Genomic DNA, 17136 nt, shown 5'->3' with positions numbered 1-17136 from the left:
CTGTCAGGCGGCCGCCGCTCCCCGATAGTGTGACCGGCATGGCTGACGCGGAAATTGGTGTCATCGGCGGCTCGGGGTTCTACTCCTTCCTCGACGACGTGACCGAGATCACGGTGGACACTCCCTACGGGAGCCCCAGCGACTCGCTGTTCCTGGGCGAGGTGGCGGGCCGCCAGGTCGCGTTCCTGCCGCGGCACGGCCGCGAGCACCACCTCCCGCCGCACCGCATCAACTACCGCGCCAACCTCTGGGCCCTGCGCTCGGTCGGCGTCCGGCAGGTGCTCGGCCCGTGCGCGGTGGGCGGACTGCGCCCCGAGTACGGCCCCGGCACGCTCCTCGTACCGGACCAGCTCGTCGACCGCACGAAGGCCCGCACGCAGACCTACTTCGACGGCCGGCCGCTGCCCGACGGCAGCGTCCCCAACGTCGTCCACCTGACCTTCGCCGACCCGTACTGCACCGCCGGGCGCCAGGCCGCGGTGGCCGCCGCACGGGGCCGCGACTGGGAGCCGGTCGACGGCGGCACCCTCGTCGTCATCGAGGGCCCCCGCTTCTCGACCCGCGCGGAGTCCCGCTGGCACGCCGCGCAGGGCTGGTCCGTGGTCGGCATGACGGGCCACCCCGAGGCCGTCCTGGCCCGTGAACTCGGCCTTTGCTACACGTCCTTGACCCTGGTCACCGACCTGGACGCGGGCGCCGAGGCGGGCGACGGCGTCTCCCACGGGGAAGTGCTGGAGGTGTTCGGCCAGAACGTCGGCCGCCTGCGCGAGGTGCTCTTCGACGCGGTGGCCGCCCTGCCGGACAACGCCGAGCGCGACTGCCTGTGCGTGGGCGCCCACGACGGCTGGGACCTGGGCATCGAACTGCCCTGAGGGGCGGGGCTCCGGCTTACGTCTTTCGGCATTGGGGCCTCGGCCTACGGCGTCGGGCTTTCGCTTGCGGCATCGGGCTTCCGGGAGGCCCAGGGCTCCTGGGCCTCTGCCGCCCTCCGGGGGCCCGGCCGCCCCTTTCGGGTGGCCGGGTTGTCCACAGGAACGTGGTTGTACACAGCCCTGCGCGGGCCGTGGCGAATTCCGGCACGGTGGTGATCGCCGAGTCCGAATCCCTCACCGCAGGCGGTGATCACCATGCTCCGCTCCTCCACCACCGACCCACCTCTCTGCCCCTCCCCGCTCCCCGCTCCCCCGTCGTGTGAAGTGCCGCACTTCTCTCCGGTTCGGGCAGGCGGCGGCCGGCGCCCCTGGCGGCCGACGACCCGCCTGCGGGTGATGGCCGCCGGCCTGGCGATGGCGGCCGCAGCACTGGCCTGCGGGCTCGCGCAGGGTGCCGCAGGCATGTCGTCCGGACCGCTGTGTCCGGTTCCCGCGGCCGGCGGAGGGCGGTAGTCGTGCGGCAAGATCGAGTGGCATCTGTCCGGTTCGCACGGAAAACTGCTCCGGGTGGCCGGGCGCCTGCCGCATGCCCCTGGGGGCACGCCCGCAGCACCGGGATCGCCGTCCCGGTCCGTCCGTTACCCGACATCCGCCGGGCCCGCACCGAAGCGCCGGCCGATCGCCGGTTCGGGTGGCGGGATTGGACATCTCCGCCCTGCCCTGCCGTAAGTTGCGGTGCTGAGCGTTGGTGCACCGTCCGTAGTGAGCAAGGAAAGAGGCTGCAAGGTGAGCGAGAATCAGGGCGTCCTGCAGGGATTCAAGGAATTCCTGCTGCGCGGCAACGTCATCGAACTCGCTGTCGCGGTCGTTGTCGGTGCGGCATTCACGAACATCGTCAATACCGTGGTCAAGGGCGTCATCAACCCGATCATCGGCGCGCTCGGTTCGCAGAACCTCGACAACTACAAGACGTGCCTCACCACCTGCCACATCGACAAGAAGACCAGCGAGTACACCGACGGGATCTACATCCTGTGGGGCTCGGTGCTCAGCGCCGCGCTGACCTTCCTGATCACCGCGGCGGTCGTCTACTTCCTCATGATCCTTCCGATGACCAAGTGGAAGGCCCGCCAGGACGCCAAGAAGGCGATCGCCCCGGCGGACCCGACCGAGATCGAGCTGCTCACCGAGATCCGCGACGCGCTGGTCGCGCAGCGCGAGGGTTCCTCCGCTCCGCACTCCTCCACCTCGGCCACCGTCATCGCGCAGAAGCGGCAGTACTAGCGGGCACAGCGGACCGGCACACGCCGCCCCGTCGCCTCGCTCAGAGGTGGTGGGGCGGTTTTTCGTCGAGGAAACGGGCCAGGTCGGCGGCGCTGTCGGAGCCGGCGGAGGGCCGCTCGCCCCAGCCGCGGTCGGTGTCGTCCGAGGACTGCCGGCTCAGCGGGTCGTCGAAGATCAGCGCCGCGGGCCGGGAGGCCGGGCGCGCGGGGGCCGATGCGGACGCGGGAGGCGTCGCAGCCTCGGCGCTCTCCGCGGCGGGCTGCTCCGAGGCGTCCTGCTCGGCGGCGTGCTGCTGCGCCTCGGGGGCCGGGGAGGACTCGGCCGATTCGGGTTCGGGGGTGGTGCTCACCTCTTCAGGGTACGGGCGCGCGGACCGCGCACGGGCCCGCCCGCGACCTCGACGGCCCGGCACCGCCCGAACCACTCGCGCCCCGGCCCCGCCCATACCCCCGCCGATACACCGACCGGCAAGCCCTCACCTGCGCCTCGGGGTGCCCGCCATGCCCGCCGACGGCGGCACCCGAGGCAGCGCGCCAGGCCCCTCCCCCGGTACGCGTGCGGCTGCTGTCGCCTCCGCGCCTGCGGCGGCCGCTGTGTTCGCGGTGTGTGCGGCCGCAGCTGAGCGGGCGGACTCCTCTCTCTCGGCCCTCTTCATGGGGGAGGGCCGGATCGGGCGGGCGGTAGTTGCGGTGAGGAGGCGTCGGCGCCCCCTGAAGGGCAGGCCCGCGCCTCAACCGCCGGTTCCCGGCGAGGCGGGGAGACGGCGAGGCGGGGAGACGGGCAGGGGCCCGCCGGGGCGTCCCGCGGCGGGAGGCTAGGGCAGGCCGGGGCCCGTGCAGTGGACGTCGGTCGGCGGCTGGGTGCCGTTGAGGAGGTAGTTGGCGACCGTGTCGTCGACGCAGGCGTTGCCGCGGCTGGCGAAGACGCCGTGCGAGTAGTCGTCGTCCAGGGTGATCACCCGCGAGCCGGGGAGGGTGCGGCGCAGGGCGTGGGCGCCTTCGATGGGGGTGACCGGGTCGTGTGCCGAGGCGACGAGGAGGGCCGGAGGCGCGTGGGGGCTGCCGAGCGGGGTGCGGGGCGCCGGCCCCCGGCCCCAGTAGGCACAGGCGGAGGCTTCGAGTCCGGTGAGGATCGGAAGGGGGTCGAGGCGACGCAGGCGGCGGATGTCGGCGAGCACTTCCGCGGGGGCAGGACCGGGTCCGTCCGCGCACTTCACGACGCGGTTGGCGGCTTCGTAGGTACGGGACGCGGGCCCGGCGAAGTCCTCGTCGGGGCGTAGCCCGGTGACCGTGCCGTCCCGCAGGTAGCGGTGCAGGCCGTCGCCGAGGGCGGCCCAGCGCTCGGTGCGGCCGAGAGCGCGGTAGACGGTGCGGTCGAAGTCGGCGGTGCCGAAGCCGTCGACGGGGTGACGCGCGAGGCCGGCGCGTACGCGGGTGTAGGAGAGGCGGACGGCGCGGGGGGTGTCGCCGAGGCCGTAGCGGTCGCGTGCCAGCAGGCGGAAGAGGGTGGCGCGTTGGCGGAGCATGGCGCGGGCCTGGCGGACGTCGAAGTCGTGCCAGGACCAGGGGCCGACGACGCTGTCGAGGACCATCCGGCCGACGCGGTGGGGGTGGGCAGCGGCGTAAGCGGCGCCGAGGTAGCTGCCGTAGCTGACGCCGAGGAAGCCGATGGTGGGTTCACCGAGGGCGGCGCGTAGCGCGTCCATGTCGTGGGCGGTCTGCTCGGTGGACAGGTGCGGCAGCGCGGCGCCGACGGTGTGGGCGCAGTCGTCGGCCAGGCGCCGGAGCCTGTCGAGGTGGGCCTTCTCCTCGTGGCCGTCGCGGGGGACGGGGTCGGCGCCGGGGGCGTCGAAGAGGCCGCCCATGGGGCCGCAGTCGGCGGGGGCGCTGAGGCCGGTGCCGCGGGGGTCGAAGCCGATGACGTCGTAGGCGCGCTGTACGGACGGCGGGAGTTTGGCGCGCTTGGTGACGGCGTAGGGGAGGCCGGAGCCGCCGGGCCCGCCCGGGTTGACCAGGAGGACGCCGCGGCGTTCTGCAGGGGTGCCGGTGGCGCGGACCCGTGAGACGGCGATGCGTATCTGCGGGCCGTGCGGGTCGCTGTGGTCGAGCGGTACGGCGAGCCGACCGCAGGTGACCCGGGCGGGCGGGGCGGGGTCCGGTACCGAGCTGGGGCACGGCCCGAAGGTGAGGGGCGGGGGTGGGGCGGGGGCAGGGGCAGGGGCGTCGCGTGGGCTCTCGGGGAGGGGCGAGACCGCGGTGAGGGTGACGGTAACGGCCAGGGAGAGCACGGCGGTTGTGGGTGCCGCGCGGCGGCGTCGGGATATCGGGCGCAGCGGGGGCCGGAGGCGTGGGAGAAGTCGCGACGGGAGGAGTGGGGAGGGCATGCGGCGCTCCATCGGGGAAGAGGCGGGATCAGACATGACAATGAAAATGATTATCGATATCGTGTGGGCTCGGTCAACCGGATCCACGGCCCGGGGCTCGCCCCGCCTGCCCGGATCCCTCAGCGCGGACGGAGAGTCATGGGGCATCTGTTGATGGTCGAGAGCTGGGTCGGGGCGATGAGCCGGCTGCTGCCACGTGCGATCACCGAGGCCGGGCACACCTTCACCTTTCTGACCCGTGACCTCCAGCACTACCTGCGCTCCGCGCCCGAGGGGGTCGAGCACCCGCTGCTCGGCGCCCGGCACGTCCTCACCGCGGACACCAACGACGTGCCCGCACTCCTGCCTCATGTCGCCGATCTGCACGCCGCGTTGCGCTTCGACGGGGTGCTGAGCTCGTGCGACTACTACCTGCCCGCGGTGGCCGGGATCGCCGAGCACCTCGGCCTGCCGGGCCCGAGCGCGCGTTCGGTGACCACCGCCTGCCGCAAGGACCGCACCCGCCGCGCACTGGAGGCGGCCGGTCTGCCCGGCCCCCGCTTCGCGGTCTGCGACGGCTTCGCGGCGGCGGCGGTCGCGGCGCAGGAGGTCGGCTATCCGCTGGTGTTCAAGCCGGTGGACCTGTGCGCCGGGATGTTCGTACGCCGCGTCGACGACGAGGCGCAGCTGGCCGAGGCGCACCGCGCGCTGGACGCCTTCCCGGTCAACGCCCGTGGCCAGCTGCGCTCCCCCGCCGTGCTGCTGGAGGAGCTGCTCGACGGACCCGAAGTCAGCGTCGAGACGGTGTCGTTCGGGGGTGTGACGCGGGCGGTCGGCGTGACCGACAAGAGTGTGGGCGGCGCGCCCGCGTTCATCGAGACGGGCCACATGTTCCCCGCCGGGCTGGGCTCGGAGGAGACGGCGGCCGCCGTGGAGACGGCGGTCGCGGCCGTCTCGGGGCTGGGCCTGGACCAGGTCGTCGCCCATACGGAGATCAAGCTGACCTCGGCCGGCCCCCGGGTCGTCGAGGTCAACCCGCGTCCGGCGGGCAATCGGATCACCGAGCTCGTCCGGCATGTCACCGGTATCGACCTCGCCGGCGCATGTGTGGACCTCGCCCTGGGGCGCGAACCGGACCTGGCCACCCGCTCGACGGGCGTGCGCAGCGCGGCGATCGGCTTCCTGCTCCCCCGACAGGACGGCGTCCTGGAGGGCTACGAAGTGGGGCAGGAACGCCCGGACGGCCTGACTGAGGCGCGTGCGCACGTGCCTGCCGCCGTGCCGGGTGATGTGGCTGACGGCGAATGGGCCGCCGTGCCGGGTGCCGTGCCTGACGGCGAACGTGCCGCCGTGCCCGGCGAGGTGCGTGAGGGCGGGCAGGGGGACGCGTCTGACGAGGCTCACGGGAGCGGGCGCGGAGGCACGACCGGTGGTGCGACCCCGACACCTGCCGAGGACGCCGCCTCTGAAGTGCGTTCCGGGGTCGCGGGACTGGAGTCCCTGCCCGGGGTGCTGGAGGTGCGGCTCGCCGAGCCCGGCGTGCGGGTGCGGGCGTCCGGGGACAACAACGGCTACTTGGGCCACATCATGGCCGCCGATGCCGAAGGCGGCGGGGCGCGCGACCGTGTCGCCGAGTTGCTGGCCACGGTGCGGCCGCGGGTGGCGGCCCGATGAGCGTGCGCGCGGACGGGCCGGGAGCGGCCCTGGAGACGCATGAGGGCAGCTGTCCGTCCACGGAGTGGGGCGCATCCGCGGACACTCCCTCGCCGCCGGGTGCACCCCACGGCGTTCTGACCGGCTGGGACAGCCTCGCAGCTCTGCAAGAGGCCGTTTCGGCAGGCCGGTTGGGGCCCGACCCGAAGGGCTTGCGAATCTCCACCGCCTTCGCCACCAGTCAAGCCGTACGCCACGAGGGGCGTGGCGGCGGATACCGCAACGAGGTCCTCAGTCTGCGGCTCGGGGCCGCCGTCGGTTCCTGCGCGGCGGAGCCGGGTGCCTTGCCCGCCACCGCCGTGGAGGACGCGGTCGGCGCCGATGTGGCGTCGCTGCTGGCGCATCCGCTCCAGGTGGTGCGGACCGCCGCCCTGGACGCGTATCTGATGCACCTCGCGCCGCACACACCGCAGAACGGCGCCCGGCCCGTCGCCCTGCCCGCCGGGTCCTCGCTGGGAAAGTCCCGGGCCAGGGCGCGGGCCGTGGTGGAGCTGCTGGCTTCCGGGGCGCTGCCGCCCGGGGGCCGGGTGCTGGTCGTCGGCGTCGTCAACTCGCTTCTGGAGGCGTTGCGTTCTCGGGGGCTGCGGTATCTGGCGTGTGATCTCAAGGGCGGCACGACGGAGTGGGGCGAGCCGGTGGTGACCGACGCGCTCGACGCGGTCGGCCGCTGTGACGCGGTGCTGGCCTCCGGGATGACGCTCGGCAACGGGACGTTCGAGCCGCTGCGGGCCAGGGCCGCCGCGCACGGGCTGCCGATGGTCCTGTTCGCGCAGACCGGCAGCGCCGTGCTGCCCCGGTTCGTGGGTGCGGGCGTGCACGCCGTGTGCGCCGAGCCCTATCCGTTCTTCTGGCTCGACGGCGGCCCCGGAGTCATCCATCGCTATGGGGGAATGCCATGACCACGTCCGCACCCGACGCCACCTTGGAGTCCGTCCTGTGTCCGGGGGTGCCGCACCCCTGCGGCGCTGCCGGGCCCGGTGACCCCGGGCTGCTGGGGCTGCTCGGCCGTACGCCGCTGGCCAGGATCAGTGGCGATCTGCCGTCCCCGCAGCCGGGGTTCTGGGCGAAGCTCGAAGGGCACGGCGTCGGCGGGATGAAAGCGCGCGCCGCGGTGTCCATGCTGCGGGGCGCCCGCGAGCGCGGTGAGCTGCGGCCCGGCGCGCCGGTGGTGGAGTCCACGTCCGGCACCCTGGGTATCGGTCTGGCCTTCGCCGGGCAGGCCCTGGGCCATCCCGTGGTGCTGGTCGGTGACACCGAGCTGGAGCCGTCGATGCGCCGGCTGCTGCGGGCGTACGGTGCGCGCCTGGAACTCGTCGACCGGCCCGTCGAGCCCGGTGGCTGGCAGGCGGCCCGGCTGGCCCGGCTGCGTGCACTGCTCGCCGAGCTGCCCGGCGCGTACTGGCCCGATCAGTACAACAACCCTGACAACACCGCCGGTTACGGCTCCCTGGCCGCTGAGCTGGTGGCCGAGCTGCCGCATCTGGACGTGCTGGTGTGCAGCGTGGGGACCGGCGGGCACAGTGCGGGGCTGGTCGCTCCGTTGCGTCGCCGCTGGCCGTCGCTGCGGCTGATCGGCGTGGACGCCACCGGCTCCACGATCTTCGGCCAGCCCGCCAGGCCCCGGCTGATGCGAGGGCTTGGCAGCAGCATCCATCCGCGCAACGTGGCCTACGAGGCGTTCGACGAGGTGCACTGGGTCGGTCCCGCGGAATCCGCGGACGCCTGCCGGCGGCTGGCCCGTTCGTGCTTCGTCAGCGGCGGCTGGAGTACCGGCGCCGCCGCGCTCGTGGCCGCCTGGGCCGCGCGGATGCAGCCGGGAGCGGTCGTCGCCACCGTCTTCCCCGACGGGCCGCACCGCTACCTGTCCACCGTCTACGACGAGGACTTCACCACGGCACACGGCGTGGACTGTACGACGGCCCGCTGCCGACCCGTCGAGATCGCCCATCCGGCCTCCGCGGAGGCCACCGGCTGGACGCGGTGCACGACGGTGGTCGACCCGTGCGAGGCCCGCCGAGCCGAGGACGGTGACAAGCCCCCGGCCGCGGACGCACCCCGAGCCGCCACCTCGGAAGCCCCCCGAGCCGCCACCTCGGCTACGCCCCCCGCACCCGTGCCCTCCCCGGCCGCCCCGGGCCGGCCGCATCCCCCGCAGGAGGCCCCCGCATGAAGACCACCGTGCGCGTCACGCGCCTCGAACTCGCCGAGCCGCTGCGCATCTCGCGCGGCACCATGGCCTCCCGCGACGCCGTCTGGCTCACCGTCGAGCGGGGCGGGCTGCGCGGCCACGGCGAGGTCGTGGCCAGCGCCTACTACGGGCTCGACGCCCAGACCCTGGTGCGGCTGCTGCGCGACGCGGCCGCCGGCATCGGGCGTTGCGGCGACCCGGAGACCGCGCTGGGCGCCGTACGCGGCGGTGAACTGCCGGGCCCCGGTACGCCGCCCGCGGTGAGCGCCGCGGTGGAGTCCGCGCTGCTCGATCTCGTCGGCAAGCGCGCCGGAGCACCCGTCCACCAGCTCCTGGGGTCGCTGACCCCGCCGGCCGCCGCGACCGCCCGCACCATCGGGATCACCACCACCGAACGGGCAGCGGCGCTGGCCGCCTGCCTCGCCGCGAGCGGCTTCACCCTCCTCAAGGTCAAGGCGGGCTCCGCCGACCCCGAGGAGGACCTGGCCCGCGTCCGCACCATCCGTGAACACGCCCCGCGCGCCCGCCTGTTGCTCGACCCCAACGGCGCCTGGAGCGTCCCGCAGGCGACGGAGCTGCTGCCGCGCTACGCCGCGCTCGGCGTCGAGGCCGTCGAGCAGCCGATCGCGCCCGGCGATCCGGAGGCGCTGGCCCGGCTCGCGGCCCGCTCACCGCTGCCGCTCATCGCCGACGAGGACGCCGTCTGCTACGAGGACGCACGGCGGCTGGTCGGCCGCGTCCACGGCGTCAACGTCAAGCTCGCCAAGTGCGGCGGGGTCCACGCGGCGCTGCGCATCGCGGAGTTGCTGGCCGGCAGCGGTACGGACCTGATGCTGGGCTGCCTGACCGCGAGCACACTCGGCATCGCGCCCGCGGTCCATCTCGCCGACCGGGCCCGCTGGGTCGACCTGGACGGCCATCTGCTGCTCGCCCGCGACCCGTGGACGGGCATCGGCGGCGGTGACGGCACCGTGGGTGCCGGTGAAGGGGTCGGCCTCGGCATCAGACCCCGCGCACCGGGGCGCGCCGCGGTGGCCGGTCCGGGAGGAGGGCGGCATCGTGCGGACCTGGCATGAGATACGGGAGTTCCCGCTCGCGATACGCCTGTTGCTGGTCAACCAGCTGGGTGTGAACACCGGCTTCTACCTGCTGATCCCCTACCTCGCCACCCACCTGGGCGAGGACCTGGGGATGTCGGCCGCGGTCGTCGGGATCGTGCTGGGCGTGCGCAATCTGAGCCAGCAGGGGCTGTTCCTCGTGGGCGGGTCGGCCGCCGACCGGCTGGGCGCGCGCGGCGTGATCATCGCCGGGTGCGGGCTGCGGGCCGTGGGCTTCGCCCTGTTCGCGCTCGGCGACGGCCTTGCGGTCCTGCTCGCCGCGTCGGTGCTCAGCGGGCTCGCCGGGGCGCTGTTCAACCCGGCGGTCCGCGCCTACCTCGCCCAGGAGGCGGGTGACCGCACGGCGGAGGCGTTCGCGCTGTTCAATGTCTTCGCGACGACGGGTGCGCTGATCGGCCCGCTGCTGGGCAGCGCGCTGCTGCTCGTCGACTTCCGGGCCTCGGCGCTCACCGCTGCCGCGATCTTCGCACTGCTGACCGTCGCGCAGGCGCTGGTGCTGCCGACCCGCGAGGTGCCGCCGGCGACGTCGGGGGTGCTCGGGGACTGGCGCGAGGTGGTGGGCAACCGCGCGTTCGTGGCGTTCGCGCTGGGCATGGTCGGCATGTTCACCCTGGAGAACCAGCTGTATCTGCTGCTGCCCCAGGGGGCGCGGCAGGCCACCGGCTGGGCGGGAGCGTCCGCCCTGGTCTTCCTGACCGTGACGCTCGCCGGTCTGACGCTGCAGATGCGCCTGACGCGGGCGTTGCGGCAGCGCGGCAGCAGGGGGCGGTGGATCACCCTCGGGCTGGTGCTGATGGCGCTGGCGTTCGTGCCCCCGATGGCGGTGGCGGGCGCGGGCCGCCCGGACGGCACCGCGCAGGCGGTGCTCGGTCTGCTGCCGGTGCTGGCGGGTGCGTTGCTGCTCTCGCTCGGCGTGATGATCGCCCAGCCGTTCGTCATGGAGCTGATACCGGGCTTCGGCCGATCGTCGCTGACCGGGACCTTCTTCGGTGTCTTCTACGTCGTGTCGGGGGTGGCGGCGGCGGGCGGCAACGCCCTGGTCGGCTGGGCGATGGACGCCGGCGCGGAGCGTGCGGCGCATTGGCTGCCGTGGGCCTGCTGCCTGCTCTTCGGCCTGGCGTCGGCAGCCGCTGTCGACCGGCTGCGGCGGCGGCAGGCGCTGCCGGAGCCCCGGCCCGGATCCGCGCCGGGGGCGGGGGCGCCCGGGGTCCGTACGTCGGCCTCACCGCAGCCGTCACCCGCACCGACACCGTCTCGCGAAAAAGGAACGTGCAGCACATGACACATGACGGGACAACTCCCCTTAACGACAGCTCTGTTGGTGTTCACTCCGGCGCGTTCCCCGGCGGCGACCCCGGCCGGAACCTGCTCACCGACCATCCCGAGCTGTACGAGGTCCGGTTCCCCGATCCGGAAGGGCTGGCCGCCCGCTGGGCGGAGGCCACGCTGCGCCGCCACGGAGCCGGGAGCCGGGTGCTCGACCTCGGGTGCGGGACCGGCCGGGACGCGGCGCGGCTCCAGGCGGCGGGCCGGCAGGTGGTCGGCGCCGACCTCTCCGAGGCGATGCTCACGCACGCCCGCAGCCACCATCCCGGGCCCGCCTACACCCGCGCCGACCTGCGCCGCTTCGACCTCGGTGCGCGCGCATTCGACGCCGTCGTCTGTCTGGACAGCGCGCTGCTGTACTGCCACACCAACGACGAACTCGACGGCCTGCTGGACTCCTGCCGCCGGGCTCTGGAGCCGGGCGGCCTGCTGGTCGCCGAACTGCGCAACGGCGCGTACTTCCTGGGCCGTACGGACCTGCTGGACGCGCCGACGGAGCACACGTTCACCTGGCGCGGCACGGCCTACCGGGCACGGACCACGCTGCGCGTCGACCGCACCGCGCAGCTGCTGCGCCGCAGCCGCGTCTGGTCCACCGACGACGGGGCGCAGCCGGTGGAGCAGCACTCCGCGTGGCGGCTGCTGCTCCCGCTGGAGTTGCGGCGCTTTCTGACCGCGCACGGCTTCACGGTGCTGTCGCTCCACGACGGTCCCGGGCCGCGCACCGAGCCTCGCTGGCAGGAGAACGACGTACCCGGAGACCGGACCGACGCCGACCGCCTGCACGTCGTCGCGCGCCTGACGACCGCGCCCTGACGGCCTCCGACCGACGTCCGCGGGACGACCGCGCTCCGACGACGCGCTGTCCCCGCTCACCGAGCGCCCGCACCCCCGGCGCACGGCCCCAGCTTCCATTCCGCTCACAGGAGTTGCCGCCATGAGAAACGATCCGCCGTCCCGTAAGCCCGACTCCGCCGCCCGGCCCGACACCACCCACACCACTGGCCGCACCGGCCCCGCCGAGAAGCACGCCGCGGGCTCCTGGGGCGCGCTGCGCCGTCGCGGCTTCCTGGCCGGGGCGTCGGGCGCCGCCGCCTTCGGCGCGCTCGCGCTCGCCGGCTGCGGCTCGGGCGGCGCCTCCGACGGCTCCGGAGGCGACGACGGGCCGCCGCGGCGCGGTGGCCGACTGCGGGCGGCGTTCGCCGGTGGTGGCGTGAACGAGACCCTCGATCCCCATCTGGCGAACCTGTTCTCCGACGCGGCCCGAGCCAAGGCCCTCTTCGACAAGCTCGCCGACTTCGGCGCGGACCTGGCGCCGCGGCCCCGGCTCGCCGCGAAGTGGGAGCCGAACAAGACGCTGGACCGCTGGACGGTGACCCTGCGCAAGGCCACGTTCCACGACGGGCGGCCGGTCACCGCCGCCGATGTGCTGTTCAGCTACCGCCGCATCGCCGACCCGAAGAAGGCGTTCCGCTCGAAGGCCGACCTGGAGCCGCTCGACCTCGCGGCGAGCCGGGCCGTCGACCGGACCACCGTGGAGTTCCGGCTGAAGCGCCCCACCGCCGAATTCCCCGACATCCTGGCCGCGTTCGGCGCGTACATCGTGCCGGAGGGCAGCGACTCCTTCACCGAGCCGGTCGGCTCCGGGCCGTTCCGCTTCGTCTCCTTCGCTCCCGGCAGGCGCACCGTGCTGCGGCGCTTCGAGGACTACTGGGACGGCGCACCCCACCTCGACGAGCTGGAGTTCGTGGCCGCGGGCGAGGAGTCCGCACGGATCAACGCGCTGCTCGGCGGGCAGATCGAGTACGCCCACGAGCTGAGCCCGGCCACGGCGCGCGCCCATGAGCGCGGCGGCCAGGTGCGGATCATCCGGCTGAAGAACAGCGCGATGCAGGCGTTCGCGATGAAGACCGACCGGCCGCCGTTCGACGACAAGCGGGTGCGCGCGGCGTTCTTCCTGATCGCGGACCGCGCGGAGCTGGTGCGCGGTGCGCTGTCCGGGGCAGGCGAGATCGGCAACGACCTCTTCGGCAAGGGCTACGCCTACTACGCGGACGGGCTGCCGCAGCGCGAGCAGGACCTGGACCGCGCCCGCCAGCTGCTCAAGGCGGCCGGTGCCGAGGACCTGCGGGTCACCCTCGACACGTCCGACGTCGCGGCCGGATTCACCGAGGCGGCCGGAATCTTCCGCGACCAGGCGGCGAAGGCCGGGGTGCGGGTGACGGTGCGCCACCGCAACGCCGACAGCTACTGGAGCGACATCCTCGACTCCGGCACGCTCTGCTCCTACCGCTCCGGGGCCATGCCCATCGAGATGCACCTCTCCCAGCGGCTGCTGACCGACTCCACCACCAACGCCACCCGATGGCACCACAAGGACTTCGACGCGCTCTACCGGCAGGCCCAGTCCACCGCCGACCGCGCGGAGCGAACCGCCCTGTACGGGCGGATGCAGCGCCGACTGCACACCGAGGGCGGCTTCCTGGTGTGGGGATTCGCGGACTGGCTCGTCGGGACCGCCACCAACGTCCGGGGCGTCGCGCGGCAGGCACCCGCCAACTCCCTCGACTGGGCCCGCTTCGACAAGGTCTGGCTGGCATGAGCGGCCTGCGGTCCTTCGTGGCGCGACGGCTGCTGCTGGGCGCCGGCCAGACGGCGGCCGTCGTCCTGCTGGTCTTCGCGCTGACCGAGGCGCTGCCGGGCGATGCCGCGGTCGCGCTCGCCGGGGACCAGCCGGACCCGGAGCGTATCGCCGCGATCCGCGCGACGATGCAGCTGGACCGGCCGGCGCCCGAGCGGCTGGCGCACTGGGCCGGGGCGCTGCTGCACGGCGACTTCGGGCACTCCCTCGTCACCGGTCGGCCGGTGACCGGGTATCTGGCCGACGGCCTGGGGCCGACCCTGCTGCTCGCGACGCTCACGGTCGTCCTGCTGGTGCCCGTCGGGGTGAGCCTCGGCGTGCTGGCCGCGCGGCGCGAGGGCGGGCGCGCCGACCGCGTCATCAGCGCGGTGACCCTCGGCGTCTACGCCGTCCCCGAGTTCGCCTTCGGTGTGCTGCTGGTGTTCGTCTTCGCGCTGCGGCTCGACTGGCTGCCGCCGACGGCCGTCGGCTACGGCGGTGATCTGCTCGCCCACCCGGCGGCGCTGGTACTGCCGGTGGCGGTGCTGCTGGCCCGCCCCGTGTGCTCGATCAGCCGGCTCGTCCGGGCGGGCATGGTCGACGCGCTGGCCTCGCCGTACGCGGCGCAGGCCCGCCGGTACGGCATCGGTCCCGCCCGGGTCCGCTGGGCGCACGCCCTGCCCAACGCCGTGGCCCCCGCGGCCCAGCAGCTCGCGCGGACCGTCGACTGGCTGCTGGGCGGCGTCATCGTCGTCGAGGCGCTGTTCGTCATCCCCGGCCTCGGCACGGTCCTGCTGGATGCGGTGTCGGCCCGTGACCTGCCGGTGGTGCAGGGCCTCGCGGTGGTGTTCGGATTGGTCACCGTCGTCCTCAACCTGGGTGCCGATCTGGTCACGCACCGCCTGGCACCGCGTACGGGGGTGGCCGCATGAGCCGCCGACACCTCCGTGCCGCGCCGCCTTCGCGGCTGCCCGCCCGCTCCCCCGCCCGGTTCGTTCTCGGGGCGGTCCTGCTGGCGGTGCCGCTGCTCCTCGCGCTGCTGGGACCCGTGGTGGCGGGGCTGCCGGGTCCTCGCGGGGCGTCGTTCACCGCCGCCGACGGGCATCCGCTGGGCACCGACTTCGCGGGCCAGGACGTCTGGCGTCAACTGCTGCTTGGCGGCCGGTCGGTGGTGGTCATCGCGCTCGCGGCGACCGTGTCGGCATATCTGATCGCGCTGCCCCTCGCCTTCGCCGCCGCGCTCACCCGCCGCGCGTGGCTGGAGGAACTGCTGATGCGGCCGCTGGATGTGCTGCTCGCCGTGCCGTCGCTGCTGATGGTGCTGCTGGTGGCGACGGTGTTCGCACCGGGCGCTGCGGGGCTGGCCTTGCTGGTGGCCCTGATCAATGTGCCGGACGCGGCCCGTCTGGTGCGGGCCGCGGCGGCCGAGGCCGCCGCCCGCCCGGCGGTGGAGGCCCTGCGGATGCAGGGCGAGAGCTGGTGGCGGATCGCCGTCGGCTACGTGGCCCGCTCCGCTCTGCGGACCCTGGCCGCCGACGCGGGCGTACGGATGACCGGCGTGCTCTATCTCGTCGCCACCGCCGCCTTCCTGGGCGTCGGCGTCGATCCGGACGCCGCGGACTGGGCCGTGATGGTCGACCGCAACCGCACGGGCCTGTTCGTCCAGCCGTGGGCGGTGGTGGTGCCCGCCCTGCTGATCGTGGCCCTGTCGATGGGCACCAACCTCCTCGGCGACACCGCTCTCGCGGACCGCTCCGCGCCACCGCGCCCTCGGGGCGTCCCCGGCCCCCGCTCCGGCGCCGCCACGGCCCCTTCCCGTTCGCCCCGTTCTCTCCGTTCGCCCCGTTCTTCACGTTCTCCCCGTACGACGAAGGGATCGGCCAAGTGACCCCGCACACGCGCCCCGACGACAGCCCGGAAGGCCCCGCGGCAGCCGTGACCGGGCTGCGGATCGAGGTCGAAGGACGGCCGCTCGTCGACGGTGTGTCGCTGACCGTGCGGGCAGGCACGGTCACCGCACTGGTCGGCGCATCCGGCAGCGGCAAGACCACCACGGGCCTCGCCATGCTGGGCGAGTACCCGCCCGGCGCGCGGGTCGAGGGCGGGGTGCGGGTGGCCGGTGGCGGGCCGGTCGGGTACGTACCCCAGCATCCGGCCGCGGTCCTCAATCCGGCCCGCCGGGTCGGTGCGCTGCTGTACGACATCGCGCGAGGCGGGCTCCCCGAACTCCCGCGCCGGCAGCGGCGCTCCGCCGCCCGAGCGCGTGTACGGGAAGCCCTCGCCCTGGCCCAGTTGCCCGAAGGGGACCTCGGAGAGGAACTGTTGCGCCGCTTTCCGCACCAGCTCTCCGGTGGCCAGCAGCAGCGCGTGGTGCTCGCACAGGCGCTGCTGCTGGGCGCCCGGGTGATCGTCGCGGACGAGCCGACGACCGGCCAGGACGCGCTGACCAAACGCCGCATCGTGGCGGAGCTGGAGCGGATGGTGCGCCAGGGCATCGCCTTGGTGCTCCTCAGCCACGACCTGGACGTGGTCCGCGCCCTGGCCGATGAGGTGGTGGTGCTGCGCGAGGGCCGCGTGGTGGAGTCCGGGCCTGCGGGGCGGGTACTCCTGGCGCCGGAACACCCGTGGACCCGCGAACTCCTCGCCTCCGGGCCGGAGATACCGGAGCCCCGGAATCCTGTGCCGGATACACCCGGGCCGGACGTACCCGGGCCGGGAGCGCCCGTGCAGAAGGCACCCGGACGGACGCCCCCTGGACACGCGGCTCCGGAGCACACCCCGGACGGGCAGGGTGGCGCCAAGGGCAACTCGCCCGCCCCCGGGCTTCAGCTACGCATCGCCGCCGCCCGCTACCGGAGCCGCTCGGGTCGGCCGGACGCGCCCTCGGCGGACCGGTCAGGGCACCGTGGCTCCGTGGTGGCACTGCGGGACGTATCGCTCGACGTCGCGCCGGGCTCCTGCCTGGCGGTCGTCGGCCGGTCCGGCAGCGGCAAGACGACGCTCGGGCGATGTGTCGCCGGGCTGCACCGCGACTGGGACGGCGCGGTCACCCTGGACGGAGAGAACCTGCCGCGCAGCGTGCGGGACCGGCCGACGGACCGGATCGCCGCGCTGCAGTACGTATTCCAGGACGCACGGGCCGCCTTCGACGAGCACCGGACGGTGCTGGCGCAGACCGCGCGGACGGCGGTAAGGCTGCGGGGCGTGCCCGGAGCGACGGCGCGGGAGGAGGCGCGGGCGGTGTTCACGCGGGTCGGTCTGTCGGCGGAGTTGGTCGAGCGCCCACCCGGCCGGCTGTCCGGCGGCGAGCTGCAACGTGCCGCACTCGCACGGGCGTTGCTGGCGCGCCCACGGGTGCTGGTGTGCGACGAGATCACATCGGGTCTGGACGCGGCGAGCCGCCGGGGCATCGTCGAGCTGCTCGGCGAGCTGCTGCGGGAGCGCACCGGGACCGGCCTGGTGCTGATCACGCACGATCTGGACACGGCGGCGGCGCTGGCGGACCGGATCGCGGTGCTCGACGGTGGCGAGGTGGTCGAGGCCGGTCCGGCCGCGCGGGTGCTGACGGCACCCACGCACCCCTTCACCGCCTCGCTGGTCGCGGCGGCCAGGTGGCGGACCGCGGCGGCGCTCCCCTGAGGGGCGTTGCGCCG

At 74.3% G+C, this 17136-nt stretch carries 14 protein-coding genes; 12 read left to right on the top strand and 2 right to left on the bottom strand.

What is annotated here, in order from left to right; translation table 11 throughout:
• Positions 1-38: 38 nt before the first annotated feature.
• Both QOM21_RS21365 and mscL read left to right on the top strand, forming a co-directional pair.
• Positions 39-872 (top strand): S-methyl-5'-thioadenosine phosphorylase, encoded by an 834-nt coding sequence (locus QOM21_RS21365; protein ID WP_407552318.1) that lies wholly within the window; start codon positions 39-41, stop codon positions 870-872.
• A gap of 786 nt (positions 873-1658) precedes the next feature.
• Positions 1659-2156 (top strand): large conductance mechanosensitive channel protein MscL, encoded by a 498-nt coding sequence (gene mscL / locus QOM21_RS21360; protein WP_407552317.1) that lies wholly within the window; start codon positions 1659-1661, stop codon positions 2154-2156.
• A gap of 40 nt (positions 2157-2196) precedes the next feature.
• On the opposite strand, the gene QOM21_RS21355 is transcribed toward mscL, so the two are convergent.
• Complete coding sequence (locus QOM21_RS21355) at positions 2197-2505, bottom strand: hypothetical protein (RefSeq protein ID WP_407552315.1); 309 nt, start codon at positions 2503-2505, stop codon at positions 2197-2199.
• A gap of 465 nt (positions 2506-2970) precedes the next feature.
• Positions 2971-4443: an alpha/beta fold hydrolase gene (locus QOM21_RS21350; RefSeq protein ID WP_407552313.1), complete on the bottom strand. Its 1473-nt coding sequence runs from the start codon at positions 4441-4443 to the stop codon at positions 2971-2973.
• Positions 4444-4677: 234 nt separating this feature from the next.
• Here QOM21_RS21350 and QOM21_RS21345 point away from each other — a divergent pair, with 234 nt between their 5' ends.
• The 10 genes from QOM21_RS21345 (at position 4678) to QOM21_RS21300 (ending at position 17122) form a co-directional block, all read left to right on the top strand.
• Positions 4678-6192, top strand: coding sequence for an ATP-grasp domain-containing protein (locus tag QOM21_RS21345; RefSeq protein WP_407552311.1), 1515 nt, complete (start codon positions 4678-4680; stop codon positions 6190-6192).
• Between the two features lie 116 nt (positions 6193-6308).
• Positions 6309-7130: a Rossmann-like domain-containing protein gene (locus QOM21_RS21340; protein WP_407555743.1), complete on the top strand. Its 822-nt coding sequence runs from the start codon at positions 6309-6311 to the stop codon at positions 7128-7130.
• A complete protein-coding gene (locus QOM21_RS21335) occupies positions 7127-8401 on the top strand; it encodes a PLP-dependent cysteine synthase family protein (RefSeq protein WP_407552309.1) in 1275 nt (424 codons plus the stop codon). The genes QOM21_RS21340 and QOM21_RS21335 overlap by 4 nt, the downstream gene beginning before the upstream one ends.
• Positions 8398-9495 (top strand): dipeptide epimerase, encoded by a 1098-nt coding sequence (locus QOM21_RS21330; protein WP_407552307.1) that lies wholly within the window; start codon positions 8398-8400, stop codon positions 9493-9495. Before QOM21_RS21335 ends, QOM21_RS21330 begins: the two co-directional genes overlap by 4 nt.
• Positions 9479-10819 (top strand): MFS transporter, encoded by a 1341-nt coding sequence (locus tag QOM21_RS21325; protein WP_407552305.1) that lies wholly within the window; start codon positions 9479-9481, stop codon positions 10817-10819. Before QOM21_RS21330 ends, QOM21_RS21325 begins: the two co-directional genes overlap by 17 nt.
• Positions 10816-11679 (top strand): class I SAM-dependent DNA methyltransferase, encoded by an 864-nt coding sequence (locus tag QOM21_RS21320; RefSeq protein ID WP_407552304.1) that lies wholly within the window; start codon positions 10816-10818, stop codon positions 11677-11679. Before QOM21_RS21325 ends, QOM21_RS21320 begins: the two co-directional genes overlap by 4 nt.
• 121 nt (positions 11680-11800) lie before the next feature.
• Positions 11801-13465 (top strand): ABC transporter substrate-binding protein, encoded by a 1665-nt coding sequence (locus QOM21_RS21315; protein ID WP_407552302.1) that lies wholly within the window; start codon positions 11801-11803, stop codon positions 13463-13465.
• Entirely contained in the window at positions 13462-14415 is a 954-nt protein-coding gene (locus tag QOM21_RS21310; RefSeq protein WP_407552300.1) for an ABC transporter permease, read from the top strand. Before QOM21_RS21315 ends, QOM21_RS21310 begins: the two co-directional genes overlap by 4 nt.
• Positions 14412-15371, top strand: coding sequence for an ABC transporter permease subunit (locus QOM21_RS21305; RefSeq protein ID WP_407552299.1), 960 nt, complete (start codon positions 14412-14414; stop codon positions 15369-15371). Before QOM21_RS21310 ends, QOM21_RS21305 begins: the two co-directional genes overlap by 4 nt.
• On the top strand, positions 15368-17122 hold the full coding sequence (locus QOM21_RS21300) for an ABC transporter ATP-binding protein (protein ID WP_407552297.1): 1755 nt from the start codon (positions 15368-15370) through the stop codon (positions 17120-17122). Before QOM21_RS21305 ends, QOM21_RS21300 begins: the two co-directional genes overlap by 4 nt.
• Positions 17123-17136 lie beyond the last annotated feature (14 nt).

The sequence above is a fragment of the Streptomyces sp. Pv4-95 genome (genome assembly GCF_045782725.1).
Taxonomy (GTDB): Bacteria; Actinomycetota; Actinomycetes; order Streptomycetales; family Streptomycetaceae; genus Streptomyces.
Note: the sequence above shows the minus strand (reverse complement) of the source record. Positions and strands in the feature narration are given on the sequence as shown.

What these genes read in the sequence shown, in the direction of transcription:
- QOM21_RS21365 (WP_407552318.1), top strand. Translation starts at nt 39, where the DNA reads ATGGCTGACGCGGAAATTGGTGTCATCGGCGGCTCGGGGTTCTACTCC.
- QOM21_RS21345 (WP_407552311.1), top strand. Translation starts at nt 4,678, where the DNA reads ATGGGGCATCTGTTGATGGTCGAGAGCTGGGTCGGGGCGATGAGCCGG.
- QOM21_RS21335 (WP_407552309.1), top strand. Translation starts at nt 7,127, where the DNA reads ATGACCACGTCCGCACCCGACGCCACCTTGGAGTCCGTCCTGTGTCCG.
- QOM21_RS21330 (WP_407552307.1), top strand. Translation starts at nt 8,398, where the DNA reads ATGAAGACCACCGTGCGCGTCACGCGCCTCGAACTCGCCGAGCCGCTG.
- QOM21_RS21320 (WP_407552304.1), top strand. Translation starts at nt 10,816, where the DNA reads ATGACACATGACGGGACAACTCCCCTTAACGACAGCTCTGTTGGTGTT.
- QOM21_RS21315 (WP_407552302.1), top strand. Translation starts at nt 11,801, where the DNA reads ATGAGAAACGATCCGCCGTCCCGTAAGCCCGACTCCGCCGCCCGGCCC.
- QOM21_RS21310 (WP_407552300.1), top strand. Translation starts at nt 13,462, where the DNA reads ATGAGCGGCCTGCGGTCCTTCGTGGCGCGACGGCTGCTGCTGGGCGCC.
- QOM21_RS21305 (WP_407552299.1), top strand. Translation starts at nt 14,412, where the DNA reads ATGAGCCGCCGACACCTCCGTGCCGCGCCGCCTTCGCGGCTGCCCGCC.